At 59.7% G+C, this 24,603-nt stretch carries 19 protein-coding genes and 2 rRNA genes; 13 read left to right on the plus strand and 8 right to left on the minus strand.

What is annotated here, in order from left to right:
- From PseuLF5_RS16565 to mrdA, 3 genes are all read left to right on the plus strand, one after another.
- Positions 1–93, plus strand: a 23S ribosomal RNA gene (locus PseuLF5_RS16565); the annotation flags it as partial.
- A 150-nt stretch (positions 94–243) separates the two neighbouring features.
- Positions 244–359, plus strand: a 5S ribosomal RNA gene (gene rrf / locus PseuLF5_RS16570).
- A gap of 213 nt (positions 360–572) precedes the next feature.
- Entirely contained in the window at positions 573–2,465 is a 1,893-nt protein-coding gene (mrdA, locus tag PseuLF5_RS16575; RefSeq protein ID WP_340134050.1) for a penicillin-binding protein 2, read from the plus strand.
- Positions 2,466–2,488: 23 nt separating this feature from the next.
- Here the strand turns inward: mrdA and PseuLF5_RS16580 are convergent, their stop codons facing one another.
- The 3 genes from PseuLF5_RS16580 to PseuLF5_RS16590 form a co-directional block, all read right to left on the minus strand.
- The gene (locus PseuLF5_RS16580; protein ID WP_222832395.1) at positions 2,489–3,229 is read right to left on the minus strand and encodes a hypothetical protein; all 741 of its coding nucleotides are present in this window, start codon (positions 3,227–3,229) and stop codon (positions 2,489–2,491) included.
- Positions 3,230–3,416: 187 nt separating this feature from the next.
- Positions 3,417–3,821 (minus strand): lysozyme inhibitor LprI family protein, encoded by a 405-nt coding sequence (locus PseuLF5_RS16585; protein WP_128614676.1) that lies wholly within the window; start codon positions 3,819–3,821, stop codon positions 3,417–3,419.
- Positions 3,822–3,873: 52 nt separating this feature from the next.
- On the minus strand, positions 3,874–4,167 hold the full coding sequence (locus PseuLF5_RS16590) for a hypothetical protein (protein WP_128614675.1): 294 nt from the start codon (positions 4,165–4,167) through the stop codon (positions 3,874–3,876).
- Between the two features lie 142 nt (positions 4,168–4,309).
- On the opposite strand from PseuLF5_RS16590, the gene PseuLF5_RS16595 reads away from it, so the two are divergent.
- Positions 4,310–4,798, plus strand: coding sequence for an SRPBCC family protein (locus tag PseuLF5_RS16595; RefSeq protein ID WP_340134051.1), 489 nt, complete (start codon positions 4,310–4,312; stop codon positions 4,796–4,798).
- A 456-nt stretch (positions 4,799–5,254) separates the two neighbouring features.
- On the opposite strand, the gene acnA is transcribed toward PseuLF5_RS16595, so the two are convergent.
- Positions 5,255–7,996 (minus strand): aconitate hydratase AcnA, encoded by a 2,742-nt coding sequence (gene acnA, locus PseuLF5_RS16600; RefSeq protein WP_340134052.1) that lies wholly within the window; start codon positions 7,994–7,996, stop codon positions 5,255–5,257.
- 222 nt (positions 7,997–8,218) lie between these two features.
- Between acnA and rlmM the strand changes: the two genes are divergently transcribed.
- Positions 8,219–9,292, plus strand: coding sequence for a 23S rRNA (cytidine(2498)-2'-O)-methyltransferase RlmM (gene rlmM / locus PseuLF5_RS16605; RefSeq protein WP_123461907.1), 1,074 nt, complete (start codon positions 8,219–8,221; stop codon positions 9,290–9,292).
- Between the two features lie 194 nt (positions 9,293–9,486).
- A complete protein-coding gene (tusA, locus tag PseuLF5_RS16610; RefSeq protein ID WP_340134054.1) occupies positions 9,487–9,738 on the plus strand; it encodes a sulfurtransferase TusA in 252 nt (83 codons plus the stop codon).
- A 78-nt stretch (positions 9,739–9,816) separates the two neighbouring features.
- Here tusA and PseuLF5_RS16615 read toward each other — a convergent pair whose 3' ends face one another.
- Positions 9,817–11,226, minus strand: coding sequence for an MATE family efflux transporter (locus PseuLF5_RS16615; RefSeq protein ID WP_123461911.1), 1,410 nt, complete (start codon positions 11,224–11,226; stop codon positions 9,817–9,819).
- 309 nt (positions 11,227–11,535) lie between these two features.
- Between PseuLF5_RS16615 and pdxB the strand changes: the two genes are divergently transcribed.
- Complete coding sequence (gene pdxB / locus PseuLF5_RS16620; protein WP_340134057.1) at positions 11,536–12,678, plus strand: 4-phosphoerythronate dehydrogenase PdxB; 1,143 nt, start codon at positions 11,536–11,538, stop codon at positions 12,676–12,678.
- 182 nt (positions 12,679–12,860) lie between these two features.
- Here the strand turns inward: pdxB and PseuLF5_RS16625 are convergent, their stop codons facing one another.
- Positions 12,861–13,040 carry a PA1571 family protein gene (locus PseuLF5_RS16625; protein ID WP_123461915.1) on the minus strand — a complete coding sequence of 60 codons (180 nt, stop codon included), beginning with the start codon at positions 13,038–13,040 and terminating at the stop codon, positions 12,861–12,863.
- Between the two features lie 257 nt (positions 13,041–13,297).
- Between PseuLF5_RS16625 and PseuLF5_RS16630 the strand changes: the two genes are divergently transcribed.
- Entirely contained in the window at positions 13,298–15,076 is a 1,779-nt protein-coding gene (locus tag PseuLF5_RS16630) for an ABC transporter transmembrane domain-containing protein (RefSeq protein ID WP_340134059.1), read from the plus strand.
- A gap of 109 nt (positions 15,077–15,185) precedes the next feature.
- On the opposite strand, the gene PseuLF5_RS16635 is transcribed toward PseuLF5_RS16630, so the two are convergent.
- On the minus strand, positions 15,186–17,114 hold the full coding sequence (locus PseuLF5_RS16635; RefSeq protein ID WP_340134061.1) for a transglycosylase SLT domain-containing protein: 1,929 nt from the start codon (positions 17,112–17,114) through the stop codon (positions 15,186–15,188).
- Positions 17,115–17,328: 214 nt separating this feature from the next.
- Between PseuLF5_RS16635 and PseuLF5_RS16640 the strand changes: the two genes are divergently transcribed.
- Positions 17,329–19,251 (plus strand): ATP-binding cassette domain-containing protein, encoded by a 1,923-nt coding sequence (locus PseuLF5_RS16640; RefSeq protein ID WP_123461920.1) that lies wholly within the window; start codon positions 17,329–17,331, stop codon positions 19,249–19,251.
- Positions 19,252–19,342: 91 nt separating this feature from the next.
- Here PseuLF5_RS16640 and PseuLF5_RS16645 read toward each other — a convergent pair whose 3' ends face one another.
- A complete protein-coding gene (locus tag PseuLF5_RS16645; protein ID WP_123461922.1) occupies positions 19,343–19,780 on the minus strand; it encodes a universal stress protein in 438 nt (145 codons plus the stop codon).
- Between the two features lie 103 nt (positions 19,781–19,883).
- Between PseuLF5_RS16645 and PseuLF5_RS16650 the strand changes: the two genes are divergently transcribed.
- From PseuLF5_RS16650 to PseuLF5_RS16665, 4 genes are all read left to right on the plus strand, one after another.
- On the plus strand, positions 19,884–20,321 hold the full coding sequence (locus PseuLF5_RS16650; protein WP_123461924.1) for a hypothetical protein: 438 nt from the start codon (positions 19,884–19,886) through the stop codon (positions 20,319–20,321).
- 529 nt (positions 20,322–20,850) lie between these two features.
- The gene (gene fadB / locus PseuLF5_RS16655; protein WP_123451295.1) at positions 20,851–22,998 is read left to right on the plus strand and encodes a fatty acid oxidation complex subunit alpha FadB; all 2,148 of its coding nucleotides are present in this window, start codon (positions 20,851–20,853) and stop codon (positions 22,996–22,998) included.
- A 29-nt stretch (positions 22,999–23,027) separates the two neighbouring features.
- Positions 23,028–24,203 carry an acetyl-CoA C-acyltransferase FadA gene (gene fadA, locus PseuLF5_RS16660; protein ID WP_007910465.1) on the plus strand — a complete coding sequence of 392 codons (1,176 nt, stop codon included), beginning with the start codon at positions 23,028–23,030 and terminating at the stop codon, positions 24,201–24,203.
- Positions 24,204–24,301: 98 nt separating this feature from the next.
- The gene (locus PseuLF5_RS16665; protein ID WP_123461926.1) at positions 24,302–24,538 is read left to right on the plus strand and encodes a DUF1653 domain-containing protein; all 237 of its coding nucleotides are present in this window, start codon (positions 24,302–24,304) and stop codon (positions 24,536–24,538) included.
- Positions 24,539–24,603: the final 65 nt, after the last annotated feature.

The raw sequence follows: 24,603 nt of genomic DNA on the forward strand, positions 1-24,603 counted from the left end.
GGCCGTCGAAGACTACGACGTTGATAGGTTGGGTGTGTAAGCGCTGTGAGGCGTTGAGCTAACCAATACTAATTGCCCGTGAGGCTTGACCATATAACACCCAAGCAATTTGCGTCGAAGAGACCAGATTGCGGTGTGTGAAGACGAAACGAACCGAAAGTTCGCGCTGCTCACAAGACACCTGTATCACATACCCGATTTGCTGAAGCGAGGCCAGATGGTCACGAGTCAGTACCCGAATTTCTTGACGACCATAGAGCGTTGGAACCACCTGATCCCATCCCGAACTCAGAAGTGAAACGATGCATCGCCGATGGTAGTGTGGGGTTTCCCCATGTGAGAGTAGGTCATCGTCAAGATTAAATTCCGAAGCCCCAATTGCGAAAGCAGTTGGGGTTTTGTTTTGCCCGCAGGAAAGTTTCAGGTCAGATCCAGCCGTCGCAAGAGCTGCCATTGGGAAAAATCGTTCTGAAGTGACCGGGTAGTTTTTGGTATGGTGCAGCTCGTTTTTTAACGGACTGATGTCATGCCCACGGATCGGCACTCATTTATGTCAAAGAGTCGCTGTAGAAATGCCTGAAGCCATCCCGATCAAGGACCACGAAAAAGAGACGCGTCTGGTCAACAAGCGGTTGATCGCCTGCGCCTTGTTCGTCTTCGCCATTAGCTGCGCCCTGGTGGTACGCCTTTACATCCTGCAAGTGGTGGAGTTCGACTACCACTCCACCATCTCAGAAAACAATCGTGTCCACGTCTTGCCCATCCCGCCGACACGCGGCCTGATCTACGACCGCAATGGTGTGCTGCTGGCCGACAACCGCCCCAGCTACAACCTGACGATCACCCGTGAACGCGCCACTGACGTCAATCGGGAGCTGGACGAGGTCATCAATCTGCTGCACCTGCCTGCCGAAGATCGCACGGTGTTCGACAAGGCCATGAAGCAGTCCCGCCATCCCTTCACGCCAGTAACACTGTTCTATGAGCTGACGGAAGAGCAGATCGCTGTGCTGGCGGTCAACGAATTCCGCCTGCCAGGACTCGACGTTGAACCGCAGTTCGTCCGCCATTATCCGCTCGGCGCCCATTTCGCCCATTCGATCGGTTACGTCGGCCGGATCAACGAAAAAGAATCCAAGGCCCTCGATTCGGTTGAATACCGCGGCACCCAGTCCATCGGTAAAACCGGTATTGAACGCTTCTATGAAGCTCAGCTGCACGGTCACGTTGGCTACGAGGAAGTGGAAACCAACGCCCAGGGGCGTGTGCTGCGGGTGCTCAAACACACTGATCCTGTGCCCGGCAAAAACATCGTTCTGAGCCTCGACGTCAAACTGCAGGAAGCCGCCGAAGCTGCTCTGGGCAATCGTCGTGGCTCCGTCGTCGCGCTCGACCCGTCCACGGGCGAAGTGCTCGCCATGGTCAGCAACCCGAGTTTCGACCCTAATCTGTTTGTCACGGGCATCAGTTCCAAGGAGTACTCGGCGCTGCGTGATTCCATCGACCGGCCGCTGTTCAACCGCGTCTTGCGCGGCTTGTACGCGCCGGGCTCAACAATCAAGCCAGAGGTGGCAATCGCCGGTCTCGATGCGGGTGTGGTGACCCCACAGACCCGCGTCTTCGACCCGGGTTACTATCAGCTCCCGGATTTCGATCACAAGTACCGTAACTGGAACCACAGCGGCGATGGCTGGGTAGACATGGACGCCGCGATCATGCGCTCCAACGACACCTACTTCTACGATCTGGCGCACAAGCTCGGCATTGATCGCCTGCACGATTACATGGCCATGTTCGGCCTCGGTGAGAAAGTCTCGCTGGACATGTTCGAAGAGTCGCCAGGCCTGATGCCATCCCAAGCCTGGAAGCGCGCCACTCGACGCCAGGCCTGGTTCCCCGGTGAAACCGTGATCCTTGGCATCGGCCAGGGCTATATGCAGGTCACGCCGCTGCAACTGGCCCAGGCCACTGCGCTGATCGCCAACAAGGGCGTATGGAACCGGCCGCACCTGGCCAAGACCGTCGATGGTGTCGCACCGGTCGACGAGCATCCCATGCCGAACATCCTGCTCAAGGATCCACGCGACTGGGAACAGGTCAACCACGGTATGCAAATGGTGATGCACGACGCCCGCGGTATCGCCCGTGCGGCCGCTGCAGGGGCGCAATACCGCATTGCCGGCAAGAGTGGTACTGCGCAGGTGGTGGCGATCAAACAGGGCGAGCGCTACAACCGCGAGAAGACCCTCGAACGCCATCGCGACAACGCCTTGTTCGTCGGCTTCGCCCCGGCCGAGCATCCGAAGATCGCGATCTCTGTCATGATCGAAAACGGTGAGGCCGGTGGTCGGGTTGCCGGCCCTGTCGTGCGGCAGATCATGGACGCCTGGCTACTTGATCAGAACGGCCATCTCAAGCCGCAGTACGCGGCGCCAACCAAGGCGCCGGGTGATCCGCACGTTTGACCGACAACGGCTGCGCGGGGCAATCAGACTTTTTCGTCGATTCTTTTGGCATTGATAGCGGCCTCGCGTGCGGCGACGATGGCGGCATCCGACGCCGGTGTCCCCAGTTCGCCTTTACGCCACAACTGATGAGAGAACAGGCCGTCGATGGCTTCAGCGCTCGGCGCTTTGCCCTTGGGTATAAACAGGGCCGCCAGATCAATGGTGTTGGCGAAGTTTTCTTTGGTCAGGTTGTACTTGCCCAAGTGGCTGCCTCCCCACCCGGCATCGGCCGCGACCAGTTCGATGGAGGTGTCGCGGTAGCTGTTCGCCGCGGTTTTGAGTGCGCCAGAGGCATTGAGCAGGGCGTTCAATTGCTCCATGTCTGAGGCGCTCAGCTCGCTATTGGAATTCAACGCCTTGAGGCTGCCATCGGTTTCAACGGTAAAGCCGAATTTCTTGTTGGCCAGATCCGGAAAAGTGTCACTCAACGCCGACTTGAAGTCCTCGAACGCCAGCTTCAGCGATTCGTGGGCATTTCTATGCTGTTCGGCGATTTTCGGGAAGTCTGCAGCCTGGGGGCGGCCAAGCCAGACGTCGATCGCTTCGAGGGTCGGGCTGACAGTCTGGGCGTCATCACTGGGATGATAAACCGCCGCCGGATTGAGGTTGACCGCCGTCTTCTGGAGGTCTTCGCTGAGCGACTTTATGTTCAGCGGTTGTGCGGATTTGGTCAGTTCAGCGGCTGAAGGCTGAATAAATGCAGAGTTTAAAGAGATCGCCATGTCGTCATTCCCTGATCGTTGGTTGTAAGTCATTTATCGGCGATCTGAGGCTGTGCTTAAGTCATGCGCTGGCAGTAGGCGTTTCAGGATGTGTCAGGAATCTAAGCTTGTCGTTGTCATCGCTGCAACGTGGTGGTCTTCACTCAATACTGGATTGAAAACCGCCACCAGCGAATCCATTACAACCTCAGGCCCCTGGTACCGGGCAACTCATATCCCCTTCCTCACACTTCAAATACTGCTTCAGCGCCTCGACCCGGACCTTGGTCACCGCCGTCAGGCAATTGCTGTAAACCCAGGGATAAACACTTCCGCCCGTTACACCCGACGATGAAAACTTGCACTCGGCATCGCGAAATCCGATCCACGCCCGCTGCGCGCTGACCAACAACTTCTTGCCCTCCGGGTTGTCCTTCAAGCGCCCGGTGATCTGCTGATACAGCGCATTCAATTCTTTGTCCGCTGCCTTGAAGTCCTGTCCGGCACACTGATTCATCGTCGCCTGATCGCTGGCATTGGCGCAGTCGACGGCGGCGTGGGCGAGGGGGGTGAACACCAGGGGCGACAGGGCCAGGAAAAAACGTGGGGACATAGGGGGGGCTCACTGTAGATGACGGGAATAACCGGCATTGTAGCGATCAGACTCAACTCCCGCTGTAACCGCGCAGGCGCATGCAGTCATTGGTCAGGTCGATCTGTTTCTCCGCCACCACAATTCCGTCACCCACTCCGGCGCCGACCGCCGCTTCCATGCTCTTGTCCGACGGCGTGCTGTTGTAACTGGCAGTCGCCGACTTGGCCTGATACTGGCACTCGGCTTTGTCGTGCTCCACTGTCGCCTGGGACGCGCCAGGCTTGCTCCAGTGGTCTACGGAACTGACGCAGGCTGACAGCGTCAGCAGTGATGCCCAGAGGGCGGCATAGTGCGGAGACTGCATGGTCTGCTCCAATGTCTGCCGGAATAACCGCTGAGTTTAGACGCAACGGTCAAAGGTCGAGCCCGGGCCGTTGACCGTTTGATACAACTTCAGGTTGGACATGTGGTCATACGAGCCTAGTGTTCAGAACAGGAGGTGACGTATGAAACCAGTACCCAATAGTTTCGAACGCAAAATCACTCTCAAGGCGCCACGGTCCCATGTCTGGCGTGCCTTGGTCGATGCCGAGGCGTTTGGCCAGTGGTTTGGGGTGGCGCTGGAGGGCAGGCGGTTCATTGCCGGCGAATGGACGCAAGGGCAAGCCACGTATCCGGGTTATGAACATGTGTTGTGGAATGTGCTGATCGAGCGGGTCGAACCGCAGCAGTTGTTCTCGTTCCGCTGGCATCCGTATGCCGTGAATCCGAAGATCGACTATTCCCAGGAGCCGACCACACTGGTCAGGTTCGAACTGGAAGACTTCGAGAACGGCACGTTGCTCAAGGTGTCAGAGTCCGGCTTCGCGCACATTCCCGATGTCCGCCAGAAAGAGGCCTATTACATGGACAGCCGTGGCTGGGAGGAGCAGTTGAGCCGGCTCGAACAGTTTCTTGCCGAGAGCGCCCGGGCACGTGAGCGTGACGGCGGCTGAGGTTTTCCAGCCCTGGTTGAAACGCTGGGTACTGGCGGTTTTTCGAAAATGACCAGCAGGCGCAAACGTCGCGGCCGCTGAAAGTCGCGCAGATAACCGCTGCCATGCTCGACGGCTGACAGGGCTAAGGGTTTTCGGAAGGGGGTCTATAGCGAATGTCTTACACGCACTGGTAGCTTTTACGACTATTGCCGATTGGATCCAGAGCGTAATCTACACCCATCAACTGAGACACAGGGAGTGTTTCAGGATCATGGATGATCGACCATTTGCAAGGATCGCTGCCGACAGGGAGTCGATAATGGTCTTGGGAAAAACCCGCTTCGGCGGGTTTTTTTTCGTCCATGGAAAAGTAAACCCCCTGTAAGAGTTGCCGAAGGCTGCAATCTTTTGATCTTGATCTTAAAACCAAATCTAAAGATCGCAGCCTTCGGCCGTTTCTACAGGGCGCGCGCGTTATGAGGCGATCAGTTGGCGCAGGACGTAATGCAGGATCCCGCCCGATTTAAAGTATTCAACCTCGTTCAAGGTATCGATCCGGCACAACACCTCGATCTTCTCCTGACGCCCGTCTTCACGGGTGATCACCAGCGGCAAATTCATCCGCGGTGTCAGCTCGACGCCGGTCAGGCCCTGAATCTCGAAGGTTTCCTTGCCAGTGAGATTGAGGCTCTTGCGGTTCTGATCGAGCTTGAACTGCAGCGGTAACACGCCCATGCCCACCAGGTTGGAACGATGGATGCGCTCGAAGCTTTCGGCGATTACCGCTTTGACGCCCAGCAGATTAGTGCCTTTGGCCGCCCAGTCGCGGCTGGAGCCGGTGCCGTATTCCTGACCGGCAATCACTACCAGTGGAGTGCCGTCGGCTTGATAACGCATGGCGGCGTCATAGATCGCCATCTTCTCGCCACTCGGGATGTAGAGGGTGTTGCCACCTTCTTCGCCGCCGAGCATTTCGTTGCGGATGCGGATGTTGGCGAAGGTGCCGCGCATCATCACTTCATGGTTGCCACGGCGTGAACCGTAGGAGTTGAAGTCCCGTGGTTCCACACCTTTTTCGCGCAGATAGCGCCCCGCCGGACTGTCAGCCTTGATGTTGCCGGCAGGGGAGATGTGGTCGGTGGTCACTGAATCGCCGAGCAATGCCAGCACCTTCGCCGCTTTGACATCGCTGATCTCCGGCAACGGCCCGCCAATATCGTCGAAAAATGGCGGATGCTGGATGTACGTCGAATCGTCCTGCCAGACATAGGTCGCCGCTTGCGGCACTTCGATTGCTTGCCACTGTTCATCACCGGCAAACACTTCGGCGTATTCCTTGTGGAACATTGCGGTGTTGACCTGATTTACCGCAGCGGCGATTTCCTGGCTGCTCGGCCAGATGTCACGCAGGTACACCGGATTGCCTTGCTGATCGTTGCCCAGTGGCTCGCTGCTGATGTCGGTGCGCACGCTGCCGGCCAGGGCGTAAGCGACCACCAGCGGCGGCGACGCCAGCCAGTTGGTCTTGACCAGCGGATGCACCCGGCCTTCGAAGTTGCGGTTGCCGGACAGCACCGACGCCACGGTGAGATCGGCTTTCTGGATAGCTTTCTCGATCGGCTCCGGCAGCGGTCCGGAGTTGCCGATGCACGTGGTGCAGCCGTAGCCGACCAGCGAGAACCCGAGTTGATCGAGGTATTGCGTCAGCCCGGCGGCCTTGTAGTAGTCGGTGACCACTTTCGAGCCGGGCGCCAGCGAACTCTTCACCCACGGCTTGCGCGTCAGGCCCTTCTCTACGGCTTTTTTCGCCAGCAGACCGGCCGCCATCATCACGCTCGGGTTGGAGGTGTTGGTGCAGGAGGTGATCGCGGCGATCACCACCGCGCCGTTCTTCAGGCGATAGGTGTGGCCTTCGTATTCGTACTCGGTTTCGCCGACCAGATCGGCGTTGCCCACGGCCACGCCACCACCACCTTCGCTTTCCAGGCGACCCTCTTCCTTGCTGGTGGGTTTGAATTGCAGGTCCATGAAATCACTGAAGGCTTGTGCGACATTCGGCAACGAGACCCGGTCCTGCGGGCGTTTCGGCCCGGCCAGGCTGGCTTCGACGCTGCCCATTTCCAGCGCCAGGCTGTCGGTGAACACCGGTTCCTGACCGGGCAGGCGCCACAGGCCCTGGGCCTTGGTGTAGGCCTCGACCAGTTTCACCACTTCAGGCGGACGACCCGACAGGCGCAGGTATTCCAGGGTCACATCATCGACCGGGAAGAAGCCACAGGTGGCGCCGTATTCCGGGGCCATGTTAGCGATGGTCGCGCGGTCGGCCAGCGGCAGGTCGGCGAGGCCGTCACCGTAGAACTCGACGAATTTGCCGACCACGCCTTTTTTGCGCAGCATCTGCGTGACGGTCAGCACCAGGTCGGTGGCGGTGATGCCTTCCTTGAGCTTGCCGGTGAGTTTGAAGCCGATGACTTCCGGAATCAGCATCGACACCGGCTGCCCGAGCATCGCCGCTTCCGCCTCGATGCCGCCGACGCCCCAGCCGAGCACGCCGAGGCCATTGATCATGGTGGTGTGGGAGTCGGTGCCGACCAGGGTGTCGGGGAATGCGTAGGTGCGCCCGTCCTCATCCTTGGTCCACACCGTGCGCCCGAGGTATTCGAGGTTGACCTGATGACAGATCCCGGTACCCGGCGGCACCACGCTGAAGTTGTCGAAGGCGCTTTGACCCCAGCGCAGGAACGCATAACGTTCGCCGTTACGCTGCATTTCGATGTCGACGTTCTGTTCAAACGCGCTGGCGCTGCCGAATTTGTCGACCATCACCGAGTGGTCGATCACCAGGTCCACCGGCGACAGCGGGTTGATCCGCTGCGGATCGCCGCCGGCCTTGGCCATCGCCGCACGCATCGCGGCGAGGTCGACTACGGCGGGTACGCCGGTAAAGTCTTGCATCAATACGCGGGCCGGGCGGTACTGGATCTCGCGGTCGGAGCGGCGCTCCTTGAGCCAGGCGGCAATCGCCTTGAGGTCGGCGCCGGTGACGGTTTTTTCATCTTCCCAGCGCAGCAGGTTTTCCAGCAGGACTTTCAGCGACATCGGCAACTGGTCGATATTGCCCAGGCTTTTCGCGGCATCCGGCAGACTGAAATAGTGGTAGGTCTTTTGGTCGATCTGCAGGGTTTTGAGGGTCTTCAGACTATCGAGGGACGGCATTACGATCACTCCTTTGAGTCCGCACGGCTACGGACGGAGGGGACGGGCAGAGCTATCAACGTAGCCCTGTTTTCAGTAGCTGGCTAATAACTGGACTCTATCAATAAGTCCAAGGTTCCGAACTCGGCTATCATGCGCCGGTTTTCGTGACAGGCTTTGCTTCATCGCAAGGCTTGAGCAGCGCGCAGGGGCCGAATGTCCGCCCTCTGCCCAGGAGTAAGAATGAACACCCTATTCATGCATTGCCGGCCAGGCTTCGAAGGCGAAGTCTGTTCGGAAATTTCCGACCTCGCCGCCCAGCTCAACGTGGCCGGTTACGCCAAGGCCAAAGCGGCCACTGCGTACGCCGAGTTCGTCTGCACCGAAGAAGACGGCGCCGAGCGCCTGATGCGCGGTCAGCGTTTTGCCGAGTTGATTTTCCCACGCCAGTGGGCGCGCGGACTTTTCATTGATCTGCCGGAAAACGACCGCATCAGCGTGATCCTCGCGCACATGGCCGATTTTCCGGTATTCGGCAGCCTGTGGCTGGAAGTCGTCGACACCAACGATGGCAAGGAGCTGTCGAACTTCTGCAAGAAATTCGAAGGTCCGCTGCGCAAGGCATTGACTGCTGCCGGCAAACTGGTGGAGGACGCCAGCAAGCCGCGTCTGTTGCTGACCTTCAAGAGTGGCCGCGAAGTGTTCCTCGGCATGGCTGATGCGGGTAACTCGGCGATGTGGCCAATGGGGATTCCGCGCCTGAAGTTTCCCCGAGAAGCGCCCAGCCGTTCGACGTTGAAACTGGAAGAGGCCTGGCACCACTTCATTCCGCGGGATCAGTGGGAAGATCGCTTGCACAGTGACATGACCGGTGTGGATCTCGGCGCCGCGCCGGGCGGCTGGACCTGGCAACTGGTCAACCGCGGCATGCTGGTGACCGCCATTGATAACGGTCCGATGGCCGAAAGCCTGATGGACACTGGCCTGGTTCAGCACCTGATGGCCGATGGTTTCACCTTCAAGCCCAAGCAACCGGTGGACTGGATGGTCTGCGACATTGTCGAGAAGCCGGCACGTAACGCGGCGATGCTCGAAGAATGGATTGGCGAGGGCCATTGCCGCGAGGCGGTGGTCAACCTGAAGCTGCCGATGAAGCAGCGTTATGCCGAAGTGAAACGTTTGCTCGAGCGCATCGCCGATGGTTTCAAGGCCCGTGGGATCAAGGTCGATATCGGCTGCAAGCAGCTGTATCACGACCGCGAAGAAGTGACGTGCCACCTGCGCCGTCACGACATCAAGAAAGCCAAATCCCGCTGAAATATGTAACTGGCCGTTATGGCGAGGGACTTGCTCCCGCTGGGCTGCGAAGCGGCCCTGAGTTCGGCATCCATGTTAGTTCCGGCGCACCGGGCAAAAAGGTTTTAAGACGGCTACGCCGCCGAACGGGAGCAAGCTCCCTCGCCACACGCTCGGCAATGCGCGACAATGCCGGCCAGTTTCAGGAGTGAATCATGAGTGAAATGATCGATACCCCGGTCGACGGCACCCTCGACGCCACCGGCCTCAATTGCCCGGAGCCGGTGATGATGCTGCACCAGCACATTCGCGATCTGGTGCCCGGCGGCCTGCTCAAGGTGATCGCCACCGATCCCTCGACCAAGCGCGACATTCCCAAGTTCTGCGTGTTTCTCGACCACGAGCTGGTCGAGCAGTACGAAGAGTCCGGTACCTATCTGTACTGGATCCGCAAGAAACACGCCTGAAACCAAGGCAGCGCACAAACAACTGTGGGAGCCAGCAGGCTGGCCCCCACAGTTTTTGTTCCGGTGTTAAGAGAAGGCTCAGCCCAGCGAACGACTGATCCGGATACGCTTGCGCGCACTGCGGGTCAGACGGATCGACAACATCAGTGCCGCACAGCTCAAACCGACGATCAAACCCTGCCACAAACCACTCGGGCCCCGTGGCGCGCCGAGCCAGTCGGTCAGGCCGAGGGCGTAACCCACCGGCAAACCGATACCCCAGTAGGCGAACAAGGTCAGGATCATCGTCACCCGCGTGTCCTGATAACCGCGCAGGGCGCCGGCGGCAGTGACCTGAATCGCGTCGGAAAACTGGAACAGCGCCGAGTACACGATCAGCATCGCCGCGATATGAATCACGGTCGGATCCGCGGTGTAGATCGCCGCAATCGGCTCGCGCAACAACAGCATCATGCTCGCCGACAGACAGGCGTACGCCAGCGCGGTGCCCATGCCGACGCCGGCGGCGAAACGTGCTTCCCGGGGCTCTTCACGACCGAGTGCCTGGCCGACGCGGACGGTCACCGCCATGCCGAGGGAATACGGAATCATGAACACCAGCGAGCTGACGTTCAGCGCAATCTGATGCCCGGCCACCACAGTGGCGCCGAGGCTGCCGATCAACAGCGCGATCACGGCGAAGATGCTCGACTCGGCAAACACCGCGATGCCGATCGGCAGACCGACCGCCAGCAGACGCTTGATCACTGCCCATTGTGGCCAGTCGAAGCGGCTGAAGATCTCGCTCGAACGATAGGCCGGGGCCCAGCGCTCGTAACCGGCCAGACCCAGCGCCATGACCCACATCACGATTGCCGTGGCCCAACCGCAGCCGACGCCGCCCATGGCCGGCACGCCGAAGTGGCCATAGATGAAGATGTAGTTCAGCGGAATGTTCAGTGCCAGACCGCACAGGCCCAGCACCATCGCCGGACGGGTGCGGCCGATACCGTCACTGGTGCAGCGCAGCACGTGATAGATCGCAACCGCTGGCAGACCGCTGGCGATACCGTGCAGGTACTGCATGCACGGGCCGATCAATTCCGGATCGACTTTCATCAGGTGCAACACCGGCTCGGCGGCGACCAGCATCGACGTCGCGATCAGGCCGACCACCAGCGCCAGCCACAATGCCTGACGGACGATCGGGCCGATTTCGCTGTGGGTGCCGGCGCCGAACCGTTGGGCAACCTTGGGGGTGGTGGCCAGCAGGGTGCCAGTCATCAGCAGAAACACCGGGACCCAGATCGAGTTGCCCAGTGCCACTGCCGCCAGATCCCGTGGTCCGACGCGGCCGGCCATGACTGCATCGACGAAGCCCATGGCCGTGGTCGCCAGCTGCGCGATGATGATCGGCAGCGCCAGGGCGAGCAGGGTCTTGAACTCCAGGCGGATACGCGCGGGGCGGGTGAGGGAGACAGCGACAGGTTGGTCAGTTACGGAATTCACAGGCGAAGCGTCCAAAGGTGTTGATGCGCAAGGCGCCGCATTCTACGCCGCTGACACCTTGGTCAGGAAAAATCCTCTGTTGCGGATTTGTAATCAACAGACCCGTCAACTATGGCGAGGGCGCCTGCTCCCGCTGGGGACGAAGCGCCCCCCGAGACTATCCAGCGCGGTAGCTCAGGGAAAACCCGAGGGCAGACTTTCCGCCCGCTGCGCAGTCTGGCGGGAGCAAGCGCCCTCGCCACGATGCAGTCTGCACTGGCCCAACGGTGGATCTGCACCTAAACTGCCGATCCGCCAAAGGAGCCCGCCATGCTGATTGTTGCCGACGAAAATATCCCGCTGCTCGATGCCTTTTTTGCCGGTTTCGGCGAGATCCGCCGGGTGCCAGGCCGTTCCATCGACCGTGCGACGGTCGAGCAGGCCGACGTGCTGCTGGTGCGCTCGGTCACCCAGGTCAACCGGGCGTTGCTGGAAGGTAGCCGGGTGCGTTTTGTGGGCACGTGCACCATCGGCACCGATCACCTGGACCTCGATTATTTCGCCGAAGCGGGGATTACCTGGTCCAGTGCGCCGGGTTGCAACGCTCGGGGGGTGGTCGATTACGTGCTCGGCACTCTGATGACGCTCGCCGAAATCGAAGGCGTCGATCTGACGCAACGCACCTATGGCGTGGTCGGTGCCGGCGAGGTCGGTGGTCGGCTGATCAAAGTGCTCAAAGGCCTGGGCTGGAACGTGAAAGTCTGCGATCCACCACGGCAGGCGGCCGAGGGTGGCGATTACGTCAGTCTGGAGCAGATCCTTGAGCAGTGCGACGTGATCAGTCTGCATACCCCGTTGACCCGCAGCGGTGACGGCGCGACCTGGCACCTGCTCGATCAGGCGCGATTGCATCAGCTTAAACCCGGAGCCTGGCTGATCAATGCTGCGCGCGGTCCGGTGGTCGATAACGCTGCGTTGCGTAAAGTGCTGCTGGAGCGTGAAGACCTGCAAGCGGCGCTCGATGTCTGGGAGGCCGAACCCGAGGTCGATGTCGCGCTGGCCGAACTCTGCGTACTGGCCACGCCGCACATTGCCGGTTACAGCCTTGATGGCAAACAGCGCGGGACGGCGCAGATCTATCAGGCCTACTGCAATTTCATTGGCCAACCGGCGAGCATCCAGCTCAGTGACTTGCTGCCGGCGCCGTGGCTGTCGCAAGTCACCCTGCACGCCGACAGCGATCCGGCCTGGGCGCTGGCGATGTTGTGCCGTGGCGTGTACGACCCGCGCCGGGATGATGCGGATTTCCGCCGCAGCCTTGTAGGCAATGTCGCTGAGCAGCGTGCGGCCTTTGATGTGTTGCGCAAGCAGTATCCGGTGCGACGCGAGATTGAGGGGCTGAAGGTGCGGATCGAGGGGGATTCGCCAGTGTTGCAGCAGATTGTGGCAGCGCTTGGGGCGGTGGCTGTCTAGCGATCAAATCGGCTCTATCGCTGGCAAGCCAGCTCCCCCAGGTTCTCTGTGTTACTCAAGACTTGAACTAGCCACTGGACTTGTGGGCGCGGCCCTGCCCGCGATGGTCGCACCACACTTGGCAATTTGCGGGCAGAAAAAACCCGGCCAGAAAGGGGCCGGGTCGGAAGACGCTGGCTATATCACTTTTGTTCGGCAGGCTTGACCAATCGCTTCTCCAGTTCGCGGCAGGCGTCCTGGATCATGTCTTCAGTGATCGGTACTTCACGCCCCTCCTTGTCAATGATGGAGCAACCAAGAGGTTGGCCGGGCTTGGTGCGGATCACTTGAATCTTGTCATCGCTGCTGTGTTGCAAGGACATGGCCTGTCTCCTCATCAGGTTGTGCGCGTAGATTAAAACCGCCACGTGACCAGGCTGTGACAACTCCCTGGGGACTGTCAAAAGCGGCATCTCCACTCAAACAGAAATGACCGCTCGTCTCAACCGGCACTTTAGACCGATAGCAACTATGGCCTAGTCTTTGGGGGCATATTTAACCTGACTCATTGTGATTTACAGAGTTCCACCCCATAGAAGGTTTAGGCTAGCCCCTTTCATCAACACGGATGTGTACCTGAATGACCCCGAAGCTTTCTTCCCGGCACCGTCGCGCCTTGCGCCTGACCAGCCGATTTCTGGCCCCCTACCGTTGGCAGGTCATCGGTGCGCTGCTGGCGTTGGTCGTCACCGCCGCTGTCACGTTGTCGATGGGGCAGGGGATCAAATTGCTGGTCGATCGGGGCTTCATGACCCAGTCGCCGCACCAGTTGAACCAGAGCATCGGCATTTTCATGTTGATGGTACTGGGCCTGGCAGTCGGCACGTTCGCGCGGTTTTACTGGGTGTCGTGGATTGGCGAGCGCTGTGTGGCGGATATCCGGCGTGAAGTGTTCAACCACCTGGTCTATCTGCACCCCGGCTTTTATGAGAACAACCGCAGTTCGGAGATCCAGTCACGCCTGACTGCCGACACCACACTGCTGCTATCGGTGATCGGCTCCTCGCTGTCGATGTTCCTGCGTAACCTGCTGATGGTTATCGGCGGCGTCGTGTTGCTGTTCGTGACCAATGCAAAGCTCACCAGCATCGTGGTGATTGCCTTGCCGTTCGTGGTCGCACCGATCCTGATTTTCGGCCGGCGTGTACGCAATCTCTCGCGGCTGAGCCAGGACCGCGTCGCCGATATCGGCAGCTACGTTTCCGAAACCCTCGGCCAAATCAAGACCGTGCAGGCCTACAACCATCAGGTGCAGGATGAGCAGCGTTTCGCGACAACCGTCGAGGACGCGTTCGACACCGCGCGTAAACGCATCTTTCAGCGTTCATGGATGATCACCGTGGTGATCGTGCTGGTGCTGGGCGCGGTGGCGGTGATGTTGTGGGTGGGCGGCATGGACGTGATTGCCGGGCGTATCACCGGTGGCGAACTGGCGGCGTTCGTCTTCTACAGCCTGATCGTCGGCAGTGCGATCGGCACCTTGAGCGAAGTCATCGGTGAACTGCAACGTGCCGCGGGTGCTGCCGAGCGCATCGCCGAACTGTTGAGTTCGCAGAACATCATCCAGCCCCCGACCACGGGACTGGTGACCTTGCCGGAACGAGTCAAGGGCGAACTGCAATTGCAGGATGTGCGTTTTTCCTACCCGTCGCGTCCGGAAAGCTACGCCGTCAACGGCTTGAATCTGACCATTCGCGCTGGCGAGACCCTGGCGCTAGTCGGGCCGTCCGGCGCCGGCAAGTCCACGGTTTACGATTTGCTGTTGCGCTTCTACGACCCGATTGAAGGGCGGATCCTGATCGACGGCGTGCCGCTGACCAGCCTTGACCCATTGGACCTGCGCCGCAATTTCGCCCTGGTCTCGCAATCGCCTGCGCTGTTTTTCGGCAGCGTCGAAGACAACATCCGTTACGGTTGCCCGGGCGCGACGCTGGAACAGGTCAAGGAAGCGGCGAAAATCGCCCACGCCCATGATTTCATCGAAAAGATGTCGCAAGGTTATCAGACGCATCTGGGCGACGCTGGCCTCGGCCTCTCTGGCGGCCAGCGTCAGCGTCTGGCGATCGCTCGGGCGTTGCTGGTCGATGCGCCGATCCTGCTGCTGGACGAAGCCACCAGCGCCCTCGATGCGCAAAGCGAACACCTGATTCAGGAAGCGCTGCCAAGCCTGATGCACAACCGCACCACGCTGGTGATCGCGCATCGTCTGGCTACCGTGAAAAACGCTGACCGGATCGCGGTGATGGACCAGGGAAAACTGGTGGCAATCGGCACCCATCAGGAGCTGATCGTCAGTAATCCGCTGTACGCGCGGTTGGCCGCGTTGCAGTTCAACGACGGCCACGCGATCGCCGTGTAGACCTTGTCGCAGGCGGCGATCTTTTGATCTTGCTGCAAAAAAATGCCCGCATCCAAGTGCGGGCATTTTTTTGCAGCAAAAGATCGCCGCCTGCGGCAGCGTCTACAGATCATTGGTCATCGAAATACCGCTCATGCCAATCCACCAGCGGCTGCGGCGAGTTGAGCTTCTGGCCGTAGATCACCGAATAAGACAGCACGTTCTGCACATACTGGCGGGTTTCGTCGAACGGGATGCTTTCCACCCAGACGTCGAAGCTCAGGTGGTCGGCGCCGCGCAGCCATTGGCGAACGCGGCCCGGGCCTGCGTTGTAGGCGGCGGAGGCGAGGACGCGGTTGCCGTTGAACTGGCTGTGCACCTGGCTCAGGTAAGCGGCGCCGAGCTGGATGTTCTTGTCCGGGTCGAGCACTTGCTGCGGCGAGGCCAGCGGGATGCTGAACTTGCGCGCGGTTTCCTTGGCGGTGCCGGGCATCAGTTGCATCAGGCCGCTGGCGCCGACGCCGGAGCGGGCGTCGTCCATGAACGCGCTTTCCTGACGGGTGATGGCGAACACCCAACTGGAATGCAGGCCGCGCACCTTGGCTTCGCGCACGAGGGTGTCACGGTGCGCCATCGGGAAACGGATATCGAGATCATCCCAGTATTGCGCCTGACTGATGGTGCGGATTGCCGGGAAGTACCATTTCAGGTCGTAGGCCAGTTTGGCCTGGGCGACCATTTCGTCGCGGTTGAAATGGCGGCTGACGTGGTACCACTCACGGCGACCGTCGACGATCTGCCCGCGGGCATGGAATTCCAGGGCGCGTCGCACGCCGGGGGTGTTACGCACTTTGTTGATGGTCGCCTGGCTCAGTACCAGCGGCTTGTTCATCACCGAGTACGGCAGTTGCGAGCGGTCGGCGGCGAGGAAGCCGTAGAAGTCGCGTTCCTTGGCCAGATGCTTGTACAGCGTCTGCGCTTCCGGGTTCCGTGGCTGCGCCAGTTCCAGACTGCGGGCCTGCCAATAGCGCCAGCGGTTGGTGGTGGCCAGATCCTGCGGCAGACGGCGGGTCAACTGATAGGCGTCGTCCCAGCGGGCCAGACGCAGCAGCAGGCGCAGGCGCCATTCGGAAACGGTGTTGTCGCGCAGTTCCGGGTCGTACTTGGTCATCACGTCCAGCGCCCGGCTGTCGAAACGCCGGGCCAGCGTCAGGCCGATTTCCCGGGCGATCGCGACTTTCTCGTCACGGGAGAAGTGCATGCTGCTGGCGTAACCATCGAGCAGGGCCATGGCCTTGTCCGGATCCTGACGGGCGAGGCGACGCAGGCCGAGGCTGACCACGTCGGACATCGGCTCGTCGGCCGGGGTGAAGCGCGACGGCTGGTTGAGCAGTTCGGGCTTCTGCGCGACATCCACCAACAAGCGACCGCGCGGGGCGAGGGTGGTCAGGCCGTTGACCAGACTGTTGGCCAACGGATAGTTACGCGCCTGGGCAGCCAGTTTGGTGCGCTCCCAGCGTTTCTGTTCGGTCAGTTGGCCATCGGCGGCCCAGATCCCGAACAGCCCGTCACAGGCCGCCGGTTGCGATTTGCCGGTCAGCCACAGTTTGTCGGCGTTGGCGTAACCTTCGGCCTTGTGGCCACTGCTGATCTGGTACTGCGCGTTGAGGCAGTCCAGTTCGGTAAAGTTCAGTTTAGGGTCGTAATACCTGGTGAAGGTCGCCCAGTCGCCGCGGTCGGCCAGCCAGCGCAACCAGCGCAGTTTCATCCAGTTGGCCTGCGGCAGGTCGCCGTGCTCGGCGAGGAATTTTTCGATCTCGGCGTTGCTCGCGGTCTTCAGACGCGCGGTCAACTCGTCGTAAGCCAGATACGGTTCCAGCGGATAATCGGCCAGGGCCTGGCTGTAACGGAAGTATGGGCCGGTATCGCCCTTGGCCAGGGCGCGCTTGGCTTCATCGTAATACTGGCGTTGGGTGGACAGGTCCACCGCCTGGGCGGATTGAGCGGCAGCGGCGGTAAGTAGCAAACAGGACAAGACACTGAAAAGGCGACTGCGCATGAGACATCCGGGCAGAGAAATCATGACAAGCACCGGCCGCGGCCAGCACTGAATTGTTTGTAGCTTAGCCTTTTGCCAGCAACGGGCGAAAGCTTTGCGACCCATGCAGCACAAGTTCGCAACAAATGTTGTGCAGAGTGCTTCGACAGACAAATTGCCGGCCTGTTGAAGTCCTAAGTCAGGTAGAATGCGCGCCCGGTTTTTGGAGAAGCTCATGACCCTGCTCAAATTCAGCGATGTGTCCCTTGCATTCGGCGCGATGCCGTTGTTGGACAAGGTGTCCTGGCAGATCGCCCGTGGTGAGCGGGTGTGCATCATCGGCCGCAACGGCACTGGCAAGTCCAGCATGATGAAACTGGTCAAGGGCGACCAGAAGCCCGATGACGGCTCGGTGTGGCGTGCCCCCGGTCTGAAAATCGGTGAATTACCACAAGAATTGCCGGTGGCCGACGAGCGGACCGTGTTCGACGTGGTTGCCGAAGGCCTCGATGGCGTTGGTGCCTTGCTCGCCGAATACCATCACCTGAGCCAGAACATCGTCACCGATGCCGATCTGGACAAGCTGATGCACGTCCAGCACGACCTCGAAGCTCGTGACGGCTGGCGCTTGCAGACCTTGGTCGACAGCACCCTGAGCCGCCTGCAACTGCCGGCCGACAAGACCCTCGCCGAATTGTCCGGCGGCTGGCGTCGTCGCGTGCTGCTGGCGCAGGCGCTGGTGTCCGAGCCGGATCTGCTGTTGCTCGACGAACCCACCAACCACCTGGACATCGGTGCAATTGCCTGGCTCGAAGAAGCCCTGAAGGATTTCCAGGGCGCCGTGCTGTTCATCACGCACGACCGTTCTTTCCTGCAAAACCTCGCCACACGCATCCTCGAGCTGGACCGCGGCGGCCTGATCGACTGGAACGGCGACTACGCCAGCTTCCTGGTGCATAAAGAAGCCGCGCTGGCTGCTGAAGAAACCGCCAACGCGCTGTTCGACAAGCGTCTGGCCCAGGAAGAAGTGTGGATCCGTCAAGGCATCAAGGCCCGTCGTACCCGTAACGAAGGCCGTGTCCGCGCCCTGAAAGCCCTGCGTGTTGAGCGCAGCGAGCGTCGTGAGCGCACCGGCAAGGCGAACATTCAGCTGGAAACCGCCGACAAGTCCGGCAAGCAAGTGATGGTGTTGGAAAATGTCAGCTTCCATCACCCGGACGGCCCGTTCCTGATCAAGGACTTCTCGATGGTCCTGCAGCGCGGCGACCGTATCGGTCTGCTCGGCGCCAACGGTACCGGCAAGACCACCTTGCTCAAGCTGATGCTAAACGGCCTGCAACCGACCAGCGGCACAGTGGAAGAGGGCACCCGGATCGACGTGGCCTACTTCGACCAGTTGCGCCATCAGCTGGATCTGGAAAAGACCGTGATCGACAACGTCGCCGAAGGTCGCGATTTTATCGACATCGACGGTCAGAGCCGCCACGTGCTGAGCTATCTCGGCGACTTCCTGTTCAGCCCGCAGCGTGCGCGCACGCCGGTGAAGGCACTGTCCGGTGGCGAGCGTGCGCGTTTGCTGTTGGCGAAGCTGTTCAGCAAGCCGGCGAACCTGCTGGTCCTCGACGAACCGACCAACGACCTCGATGTGGAAACCCTCGAGCTGCTCGAAGAAGTGCTGTTGACCTTCAACGGCACTGTGCTGATGGTCAGTCACGACCGGGCATTCCTCGACAACGTGGTCACCAGTACCCTGGTTTTCGAAGGTGAAGGCAAGGTGCGTGAATACGTCGGTGGCTATCAGGACTGGATCCGTCAGGGCGGCTCGCCGCGCCTGCTGGGCGTGACCGAGAGCAAATCGGGCAAGGCTGACCTGAATTCGGCGGTGGTTACCGCTGAGCCTGCTGTGGTTGCTGAGCCTGCCGCTGTCGCGCCGGCAGCCAAGAAGAAATTGAGCTACAAGCTGCAGCGCGAGCTGGAAGCGTTGCCGGGTGACATCGACGCCAAGGAACAGCAGATCGCTGCGGTCGAGGCTGAAATGGCTGAAGCCGGTTTCTATCAGCGCCCGCCGACCGAGACGGCCAAGGTAATTGCTTCGCTGGAGCAGTTGCAGGCTGAGCTGGATGCACTGGTGGAGCGTTGGGCCGAGCTGGATGCCTGACTGATCCGGTGACAAAAAAGCCCGGCCTCATTTGCGTGAGGCCGGGCTTTTCACATGCGGATCGAGATTCAATAGGAGCGGGCCTGGTGTTTCAGCGTTTGACCAGGTGCACCGCCAGTACATCGCAAGGCGCGCCGTGCAGTACGTCATTGGCCGTGGAGCCAAGCAACAGCGCCAGGCCGTGACGGCCATGGCTGCCGACGACGATCAGGTCGCAATGGTTTTCCTTGGCGAAATGATGGATTTCCTGGCGTGGCTGACCATAGGTCAGGTGGCAATTGGCGCCCTCAAGCTCTGCGTATTTGGTTTTCAGACGCTCGAGACGCTCCTTGGCCTGATCGAACTGCTGTTGTTGCAGTTGTGACAGATCCATCGGCACGTCGCCGCCGAACGCCATCGCCATTGGTTCGACGATATGTACCAGCGACAGCTTGGCGCCGTTGCTCGCCGACAGCTCTCGGGCGCGGTGAATCACAGGGTCGCACTCTTCGGTCAGATCTACGGCGACCAGGATATGGGAGTAGGGCATGAGGTGCTCCTCGTGAGGTTTCAATATTGTTAAGTATGGCTGGTTTCAAGCGCATTGGTTCCAAAGTGACACAATGCGCTCACCAAGAATTGGGAATAGAGATATGACGGTCTGGTTAGTGGTGTCAATCCTGCTGGTGGTATTAAGTCCGCTGGCCTGGTTGCGCCCTTCGCGTGTTCAAAGCGGTCGCATGGCCCTGCGCATGGAGGCGCGCCGCATTGGTCTGGCCATGCAACTGGCGCCTCAGGAATGGCCGCACTGGCTGGGGCAGGAGCCGCCCAATCCGTGCGCGCAATACCATCGGCCGCGCCGTGGCAATCAACCGGCATGCTGGGCTTACTGGCAGAAAGCGCCGGGGGTGTGGGTCAATCAGTGGCAGGAAGTCTGCGAAGACCGGGCGCTGCTTAATCATTTCGAAAAGTTGCCGGGCAACGTTTTCAAAGTCGAGGCCGACAAGCAGATGATCGCCTTGTATTGGGGCGAGAAGGGCGAAGCCACGGTCTTGCAGGATATCGACGCGACTCTGAAAGCGCTGGCGTGATGCGCAGAATTTTCGCACTGCAACGGTGTGAAGCGTCCGGCAGACGAGCAATAAAAAGCCCGACATGATTCGTCGGGCGGGGTTGGCCAGGCAGGCCGGAAATTCTTTTCGAGGCTGAATCGGGCAATCTCTGATCAGCACATCTCACTGTAGTCCAGCCAGCGTAGCCTTTTAAACAGGGATCGGTGTGAATTAGGGCGACTTTTCTAACTATTGATTCTATGAATGGCTTCACATGCAGGCGTGTGTTGCACGTCTGCGTGGTACGGAAATGACCGCAAAGTCGCATTTGAACCCGTATTTTGGGCGATTGACAATTGTCGGAAATTCCGTGAAGGTGACGTACCCAAATCAAACGGGCGTATGAATTGAGCGTTTGTCTTACAGACTGCTCCTACAGAATCCCGACTATCGCGTTGGCGGGTGTGCCGGGTGGATTGGCGTTAGCATCGACGAAAAAGCGTCCTGCCGAGCCATTCGCCTGCGTCCGACGTGTACTGTTCAGCTTCCATATCGTGGAGATCAGTTGATGATTTACGAAGGTAAAGCCATCACGGTTAAAGCTCTTGAAAGTGGCATCGTCGAATTGAAATTCGACCTCAAGGGTGAGTCCGTCAACAAGTTCAACCGTCTAACCCTGAACGAACTGCGTCAGGCCGTAGACACCATCAAGGCAGATGCTTCGATCAAGGGCGTGATCGTCAGCAGTGGCAAGGACGTGTTCATCGTCGGCGCCGACATCACCGAATTTGTCGACAACTTCAAGCTGCCGGATGCCGAGCTGGTTGCTGGCAATCTCGAAGCCAACAAGATCTTCAGCGATTTCGAAGACCTCAACGTTCCTACCGTAGCGGCCATCAACGGCATCGCGCTGGGCGGCGGTCTGGAAATGTGCCTGGCGGCTGACTATCGCGTCATGTCGACCAAAGCCAAGATTGGTCTGCCGGAAGTCAAACTGGGCATCTACCCAGGCTTCGGCGGCACTGTGCGTCTGCCGCGTCTGATCGGTGTCGACAATGCCATCGAGTGGATTGCCGCCGGCAAGGAAAACCGCCCTGAAGACGCCCTGAAAGTCAGCGCCGTTGACGCCGTGGTTGCTCCAGAGAAGCTGCAGGAAGCTGCCCTTGAACTGATCAAGCGCGCCATTTCCGGCGAGTTCGACTTCAAGGCCAAGCGTCAGCCGAAACTTGAAAAACTCAAGTTGAACGCCATCGAACAAATGATGGCTTTCGAAACCGCCAAAGGTTTCGTCGCCGGTCAAGCTGGCCCGAACTACCCGGCGCCGGTCGAAGCGATCAAGACCATCCAGAAAGCCGCGAACTTCGGTCGTGACAAGGCGCTGGAAGTCGAAGCCGCCGGTTTCGTCAAACTGGCCAAGACCTCTGCCGCGCAGAGCTTGATCGGTCTGTTCCTGAACGATCAGGAACTGAAGAAAAAGGCCAAGGCCTACGACGAAATCGCCAAAGACGTGAAGCAGGCTGCCGTACTCGGCGCCGGCATCATGGGTGGCGGTATCGCCTATCAGTCGGCCTCCAAAGGCACGCCGATCCTGATGAAGGACATCAACGAGCACGGTATCGAGCAGGGTCTGGCCGAAGCCGCCAAACTGCTGGTTGGCCGCGTTGATAAAGGTCGCATGACCGCTGCGAAAATGGCTGAAGTGCTCAACGGCATTCGCCCGACCCTGTCCTACGGCGACTTCGGTCACGTCGATCTGGTGGTTGAAGCGGTCGTCGAGAACCCGAAGGTCAAGCAAGCTGTACTGGCCGAAGTTGAAGCTCAGGTCAAAGAGGACACCATCCTCGCGTCCAACACCTCGACCATTTCCATAAGCCTGCTGGCCAAGGCCCTCAAGCGTCCGGAAAACTTCGTCGGCATGCACTTCTTCAACCCGGTGCACATGATGCCGCTGGTGGAAGTGATCCGTGGCGAGAAGTCCAGCGAACTGGCCGTTGCCACCACCGTTGCCTACGCCAAGAAAATGGGCAAGAACCCGATCGTGGTCAATGACTGCCCGGGCTTCCTGGTCAACCGCGTACTGTTCCCGTACTTCGGCGGCTTCGCCAAGCTGGTCAGCGCCGGTGTCGACTTCGTCCGCATCGACAAGGTCATGGAAAAATTCGGCTGGCCGATGGGCCCGGCATACCTGATGGACGTGGTCGGCATCGACACCGGTCACCACGGTCGTGACGTGATGGCTGAAGGTTTCCCGGACCGCATGAAGGATGACCGTCGTTCGGCCATCGACGTGCTGTACGAAGCCAAGCGCCTGGGTCAGAAGAACGGCAAGGGCTTCTACGCCTACGAAGCCGACAAGAAAGGCAAGCAGAAGAAGGTTGCCGATCCATCGGTGCTGGAAGTGCTCAAGCCGATCGTTTACGAGCAGCGCGAAGTCACTGACGAAGACATCATCAACTGGATGATGATCCCGCTGTGCCTGGAAACCGTGCGTTGCCTGGAAGACGGCATCGTTGAAACTGCCGCCGAAGCCGACATGGGTCTGGTCTACGGTATCGGTTTCCCTCCATTCCGTGGCGGTGCGCTGCGCTACATCGATTCGATCGGTGTTGCCGAGTTCGTTGCCCTGGCTGACCAGTACGCTGATTTGGGCGCGCTGTACCACCCAACCGCGAAGCTGCGCGAAATGGCCAAAAACGGCCAGAGCTTCTTCGGTTAAGCGCCCCCAACTAGAGTGAGAGTGAACTTATGAGCTTGAATCCTAGAGACGTCGTGATTGTCGACTTCGGTCGTACTCCGATGGGCCGCTCCAAGGGCGGCATGCACCGCAACACCCGCGCCGAAGACATGTCGGCGCACCTGATCAGCAAGCTGCTGGAACGCAACGCCAAGGTCGATCCTGCTGAAGTCGAGGACGTGATCTGGGGCTGTGTGAACCAGACTCTGGAGCAGGGCTGGAACATCGCGCGCATGGCGTCGCTGATGACCCAGATCCCGCACACCTCGGCCGGCCAGACCGTCAGCCGTCTGTGCGGTTCGTCGATGAGTGCCCTGCACACTGCCGCGCAAGCGATCATGACCGGCAACGGTGACGTGTTCGTGGTTGGCGGCGTCGAGCATATGGGCCACGTCAGCATGATGCACGGTGTCGATCCGAACCCGCACATGTCCCTGTACGCGGCGAAAGCCTCGGGCATGATGGGCCTGACCGCTGAAATGCTCGGCAAAATGCACGGCATCACTCGCGAACAGCAAGACGCTTTCGGCGTGCGCTCCCACCAGTTGGCCCACAAGGCAACTGTGGAAGGCAAGTTCAAAGACGAAATCATCCCGATGCAGGGCTATGACGAGAACGGTTTCCTGAAACTGTTCGACTACGACGAAACCATTCGTCCGGAAACCACCCTGGAAAGTCTGGCGGCCCTCAAGCCGGCCTTCAATCCAAAGGGCGGCACCGTGACTGCGGGTACTTCGTCGCAGATCACCGATGGTGCTTCGTGCATGATCGTGATGTCGGCGCAGCGTGCGCAGGACCTGGGCATTCAGCCGATGGCGGTGATCCGTTCGATGGCAGTGGCGGGTGTGGATCCGGCGATCATGGGCTATGGTCCAGTTCCGGCCACACAAAAAGCCCTGAAGCGTGCGGGCCTTGGCATCAACGATATCGACTTCTTCGAGCTCAACGAAGCTTTCGCTGCACAGGCCCTGCCAGTGCTGAAAGATCTGAAAGTACTCGACAAGATGAACGAGAAGGTTAACCTGCACGGCGGCGCGATCGCCCTGGGTCACCCGTTCGGTTGCTCCGGTGCGCGTATTTCCGGCACCTTGCTGAACGTGATGAAGCAGAATAGCGGCACCTTCGGGGTGGCCACTATGTGCATTGGTCTCGGCCAAGGCATCTCCACCGTCTTCGAACGCGTTTAAGCGTCTCGTCGATGGAAGCCGGGGCCAAGTGCCCCGGTTTTTGTTTTTGCGGATTTATTTTGTTTTTATTTTGAAAAAATTTGAGTGAGGGCCGAAGCATGCCGATACAACCTGGGCTCTACCAACATTACAAAGGTCCGCAGTACCGCGTATTCAGTGTTGCGCGGCATTCCGAGACCGAGGAAGAAGTGGTCTTTTACCAAGCCCTGTATGGCGATTACGGCTTTTGGGTGCGCCCTTTGAGCATGTTCGTCGAGTCGGTCGAGGTTGACGGCGAGCAGGTGCCACGCTTTGCTTTGGTGCAAGCCGAACCGAGCCTTTTTACCAAGGCATGAGGCGAGTGCGCACAGAACCCTGTGCTTGACCTCACCTTGTATCAACTATATATAGCGGTGCCGCG

Source organism: Pseudomonas sp. LF-5, assembly GCF_037626295.1.
Taxonomy (GTDB): domain Bacteria; phylum Pseudomonadota; class Gammaproteobacteria; order Pseudomonadales; family Pseudomonadaceae; genus Aquipseudomonas; species Aquipseudomonas monsensis.

Bases quoted from the DNA above. Each gene is read 5' to 3' on its own strand.
- PseuLF5_RS16625 (WP_123461915.1), bottom strand. From the start codon at position 13,040: ATGTCCTTGCAACACAGCAGCGATGACAAGATTCAAGTGATCCGCACC.
- PseuLF5_RS16635 (WP_340134061.1), bottom strand. From the start codon at position 17,114: ATGCGCAGTCGCCTTTTCAGTGTCTTGTCCTGTTTGCTACTTACCGCC.
- mrdA (WP_340134050.1), top strand. From the start codon at position 573: ATGCCTGAAGCCATCCCGATCAAGGACCACGAAAAAGAGACGCGTCTG.
- PseuLF5_RS16580 (WP_222832395.1), bottom strand. From the start codon at position 3,229: ATGGCGATCTCTTTAAACTCTGCATTTATTCAGCCTTCAGCCGCTGAA.
- PseuLF5_RS16590 (WP_128614675.1), bottom strand. From the start codon at position 4,167: ATGCAGTCTCCGCACTATGCCGCCCTCTGGGCATCACTGCTGACGCTG.
- PseuLF5_RS16595 (WP_340134051.1), top strand. From the start codon at position 4,310: ATGAAACCAGTACCCAATAGTTTCGAACGCAAAATCACTCTCAAGGCG.
- PseuLF5_RS16630 (WP_340134059.1), top strand. From the start codon at position 13,298: ATGACCCCGAAGCTTTCTTCCCGGCACCGTCGCGCCTTGCGCCTGACC.
- tusA (WP_340134054.1), top strand. From the start codon at position 9,487: ATGAGTGAAATGATCGATACCCCGGTCGACGGCACCCTCGACGCCACC.
- fadA (WP_007910465.1), top strand. From the start codon at position 23,028: ATGAGCTTGAATCCTAGAGACGTCGTGATTGTCGACTTCGGTCGTACT.
- pdxB (WP_340134057.1), top strand. From the start codon at position 11,536: ATGCTGATTGTTGCCGACGAAAATATCCCGCTGCTCGATGCCTTTTTT.
- rlmM (WP_123461907.1), top strand. From the start codon at position 8,219: ATGAACACCCTATTCATGCATTGCCGGCCAGGCTTCGAAGGCGAAGTC.
- acnA (WP_340134052.1), bottom strand. From the start codon at position 7,996: ATGCCGTCCCTCGATAGTCTGAAGACCCTCAAAACCCTGCAGATCGAC.
- PseuLF5_RS16645 (WP_123461922.1), bottom strand. From the start codon at position 19,780: ATGCCCTACTCCCATATCCTGGTCGCCGTAGATCTGACCGAAGAGTGC.
- PseuLF5_RS16640 (WP_123461920.1), top strand. From the start codon at position 17,329: ATGACCCTGCTCAAATTCAGCGATGTGTCCCTTGCATTCGGCGCGATG.
- PseuLF5_RS16650 (WP_123461924.1), top strand. From the start codon at position 19,884: ATGACGGTCTGGTTAGTGGTGTCAATCCTGCTGGTGGTATTAAGTCCG.
- PseuLF5_RS16585 (WP_128614676.1), bottom strand. From the start codon at position 3,821: ATGTCCCCACGTTTTTTCCTGGCCCTGTCGCCCCTGGTGTTCACCCCC.
- fadB (WP_123451295.1), top strand. From the start codon at position 20,851: ATGATTTACGAAGGTAAAGCCATCACGGTTAAAGCTCTTGAAAGTGGC.
- PseuLF5_RS16665 (WP_123461926.1), top strand. From the start codon at position 24,302: ATGCCGATACAACCTGGGCTCTACCAACATTACAAAGGTCCGCAGTAC.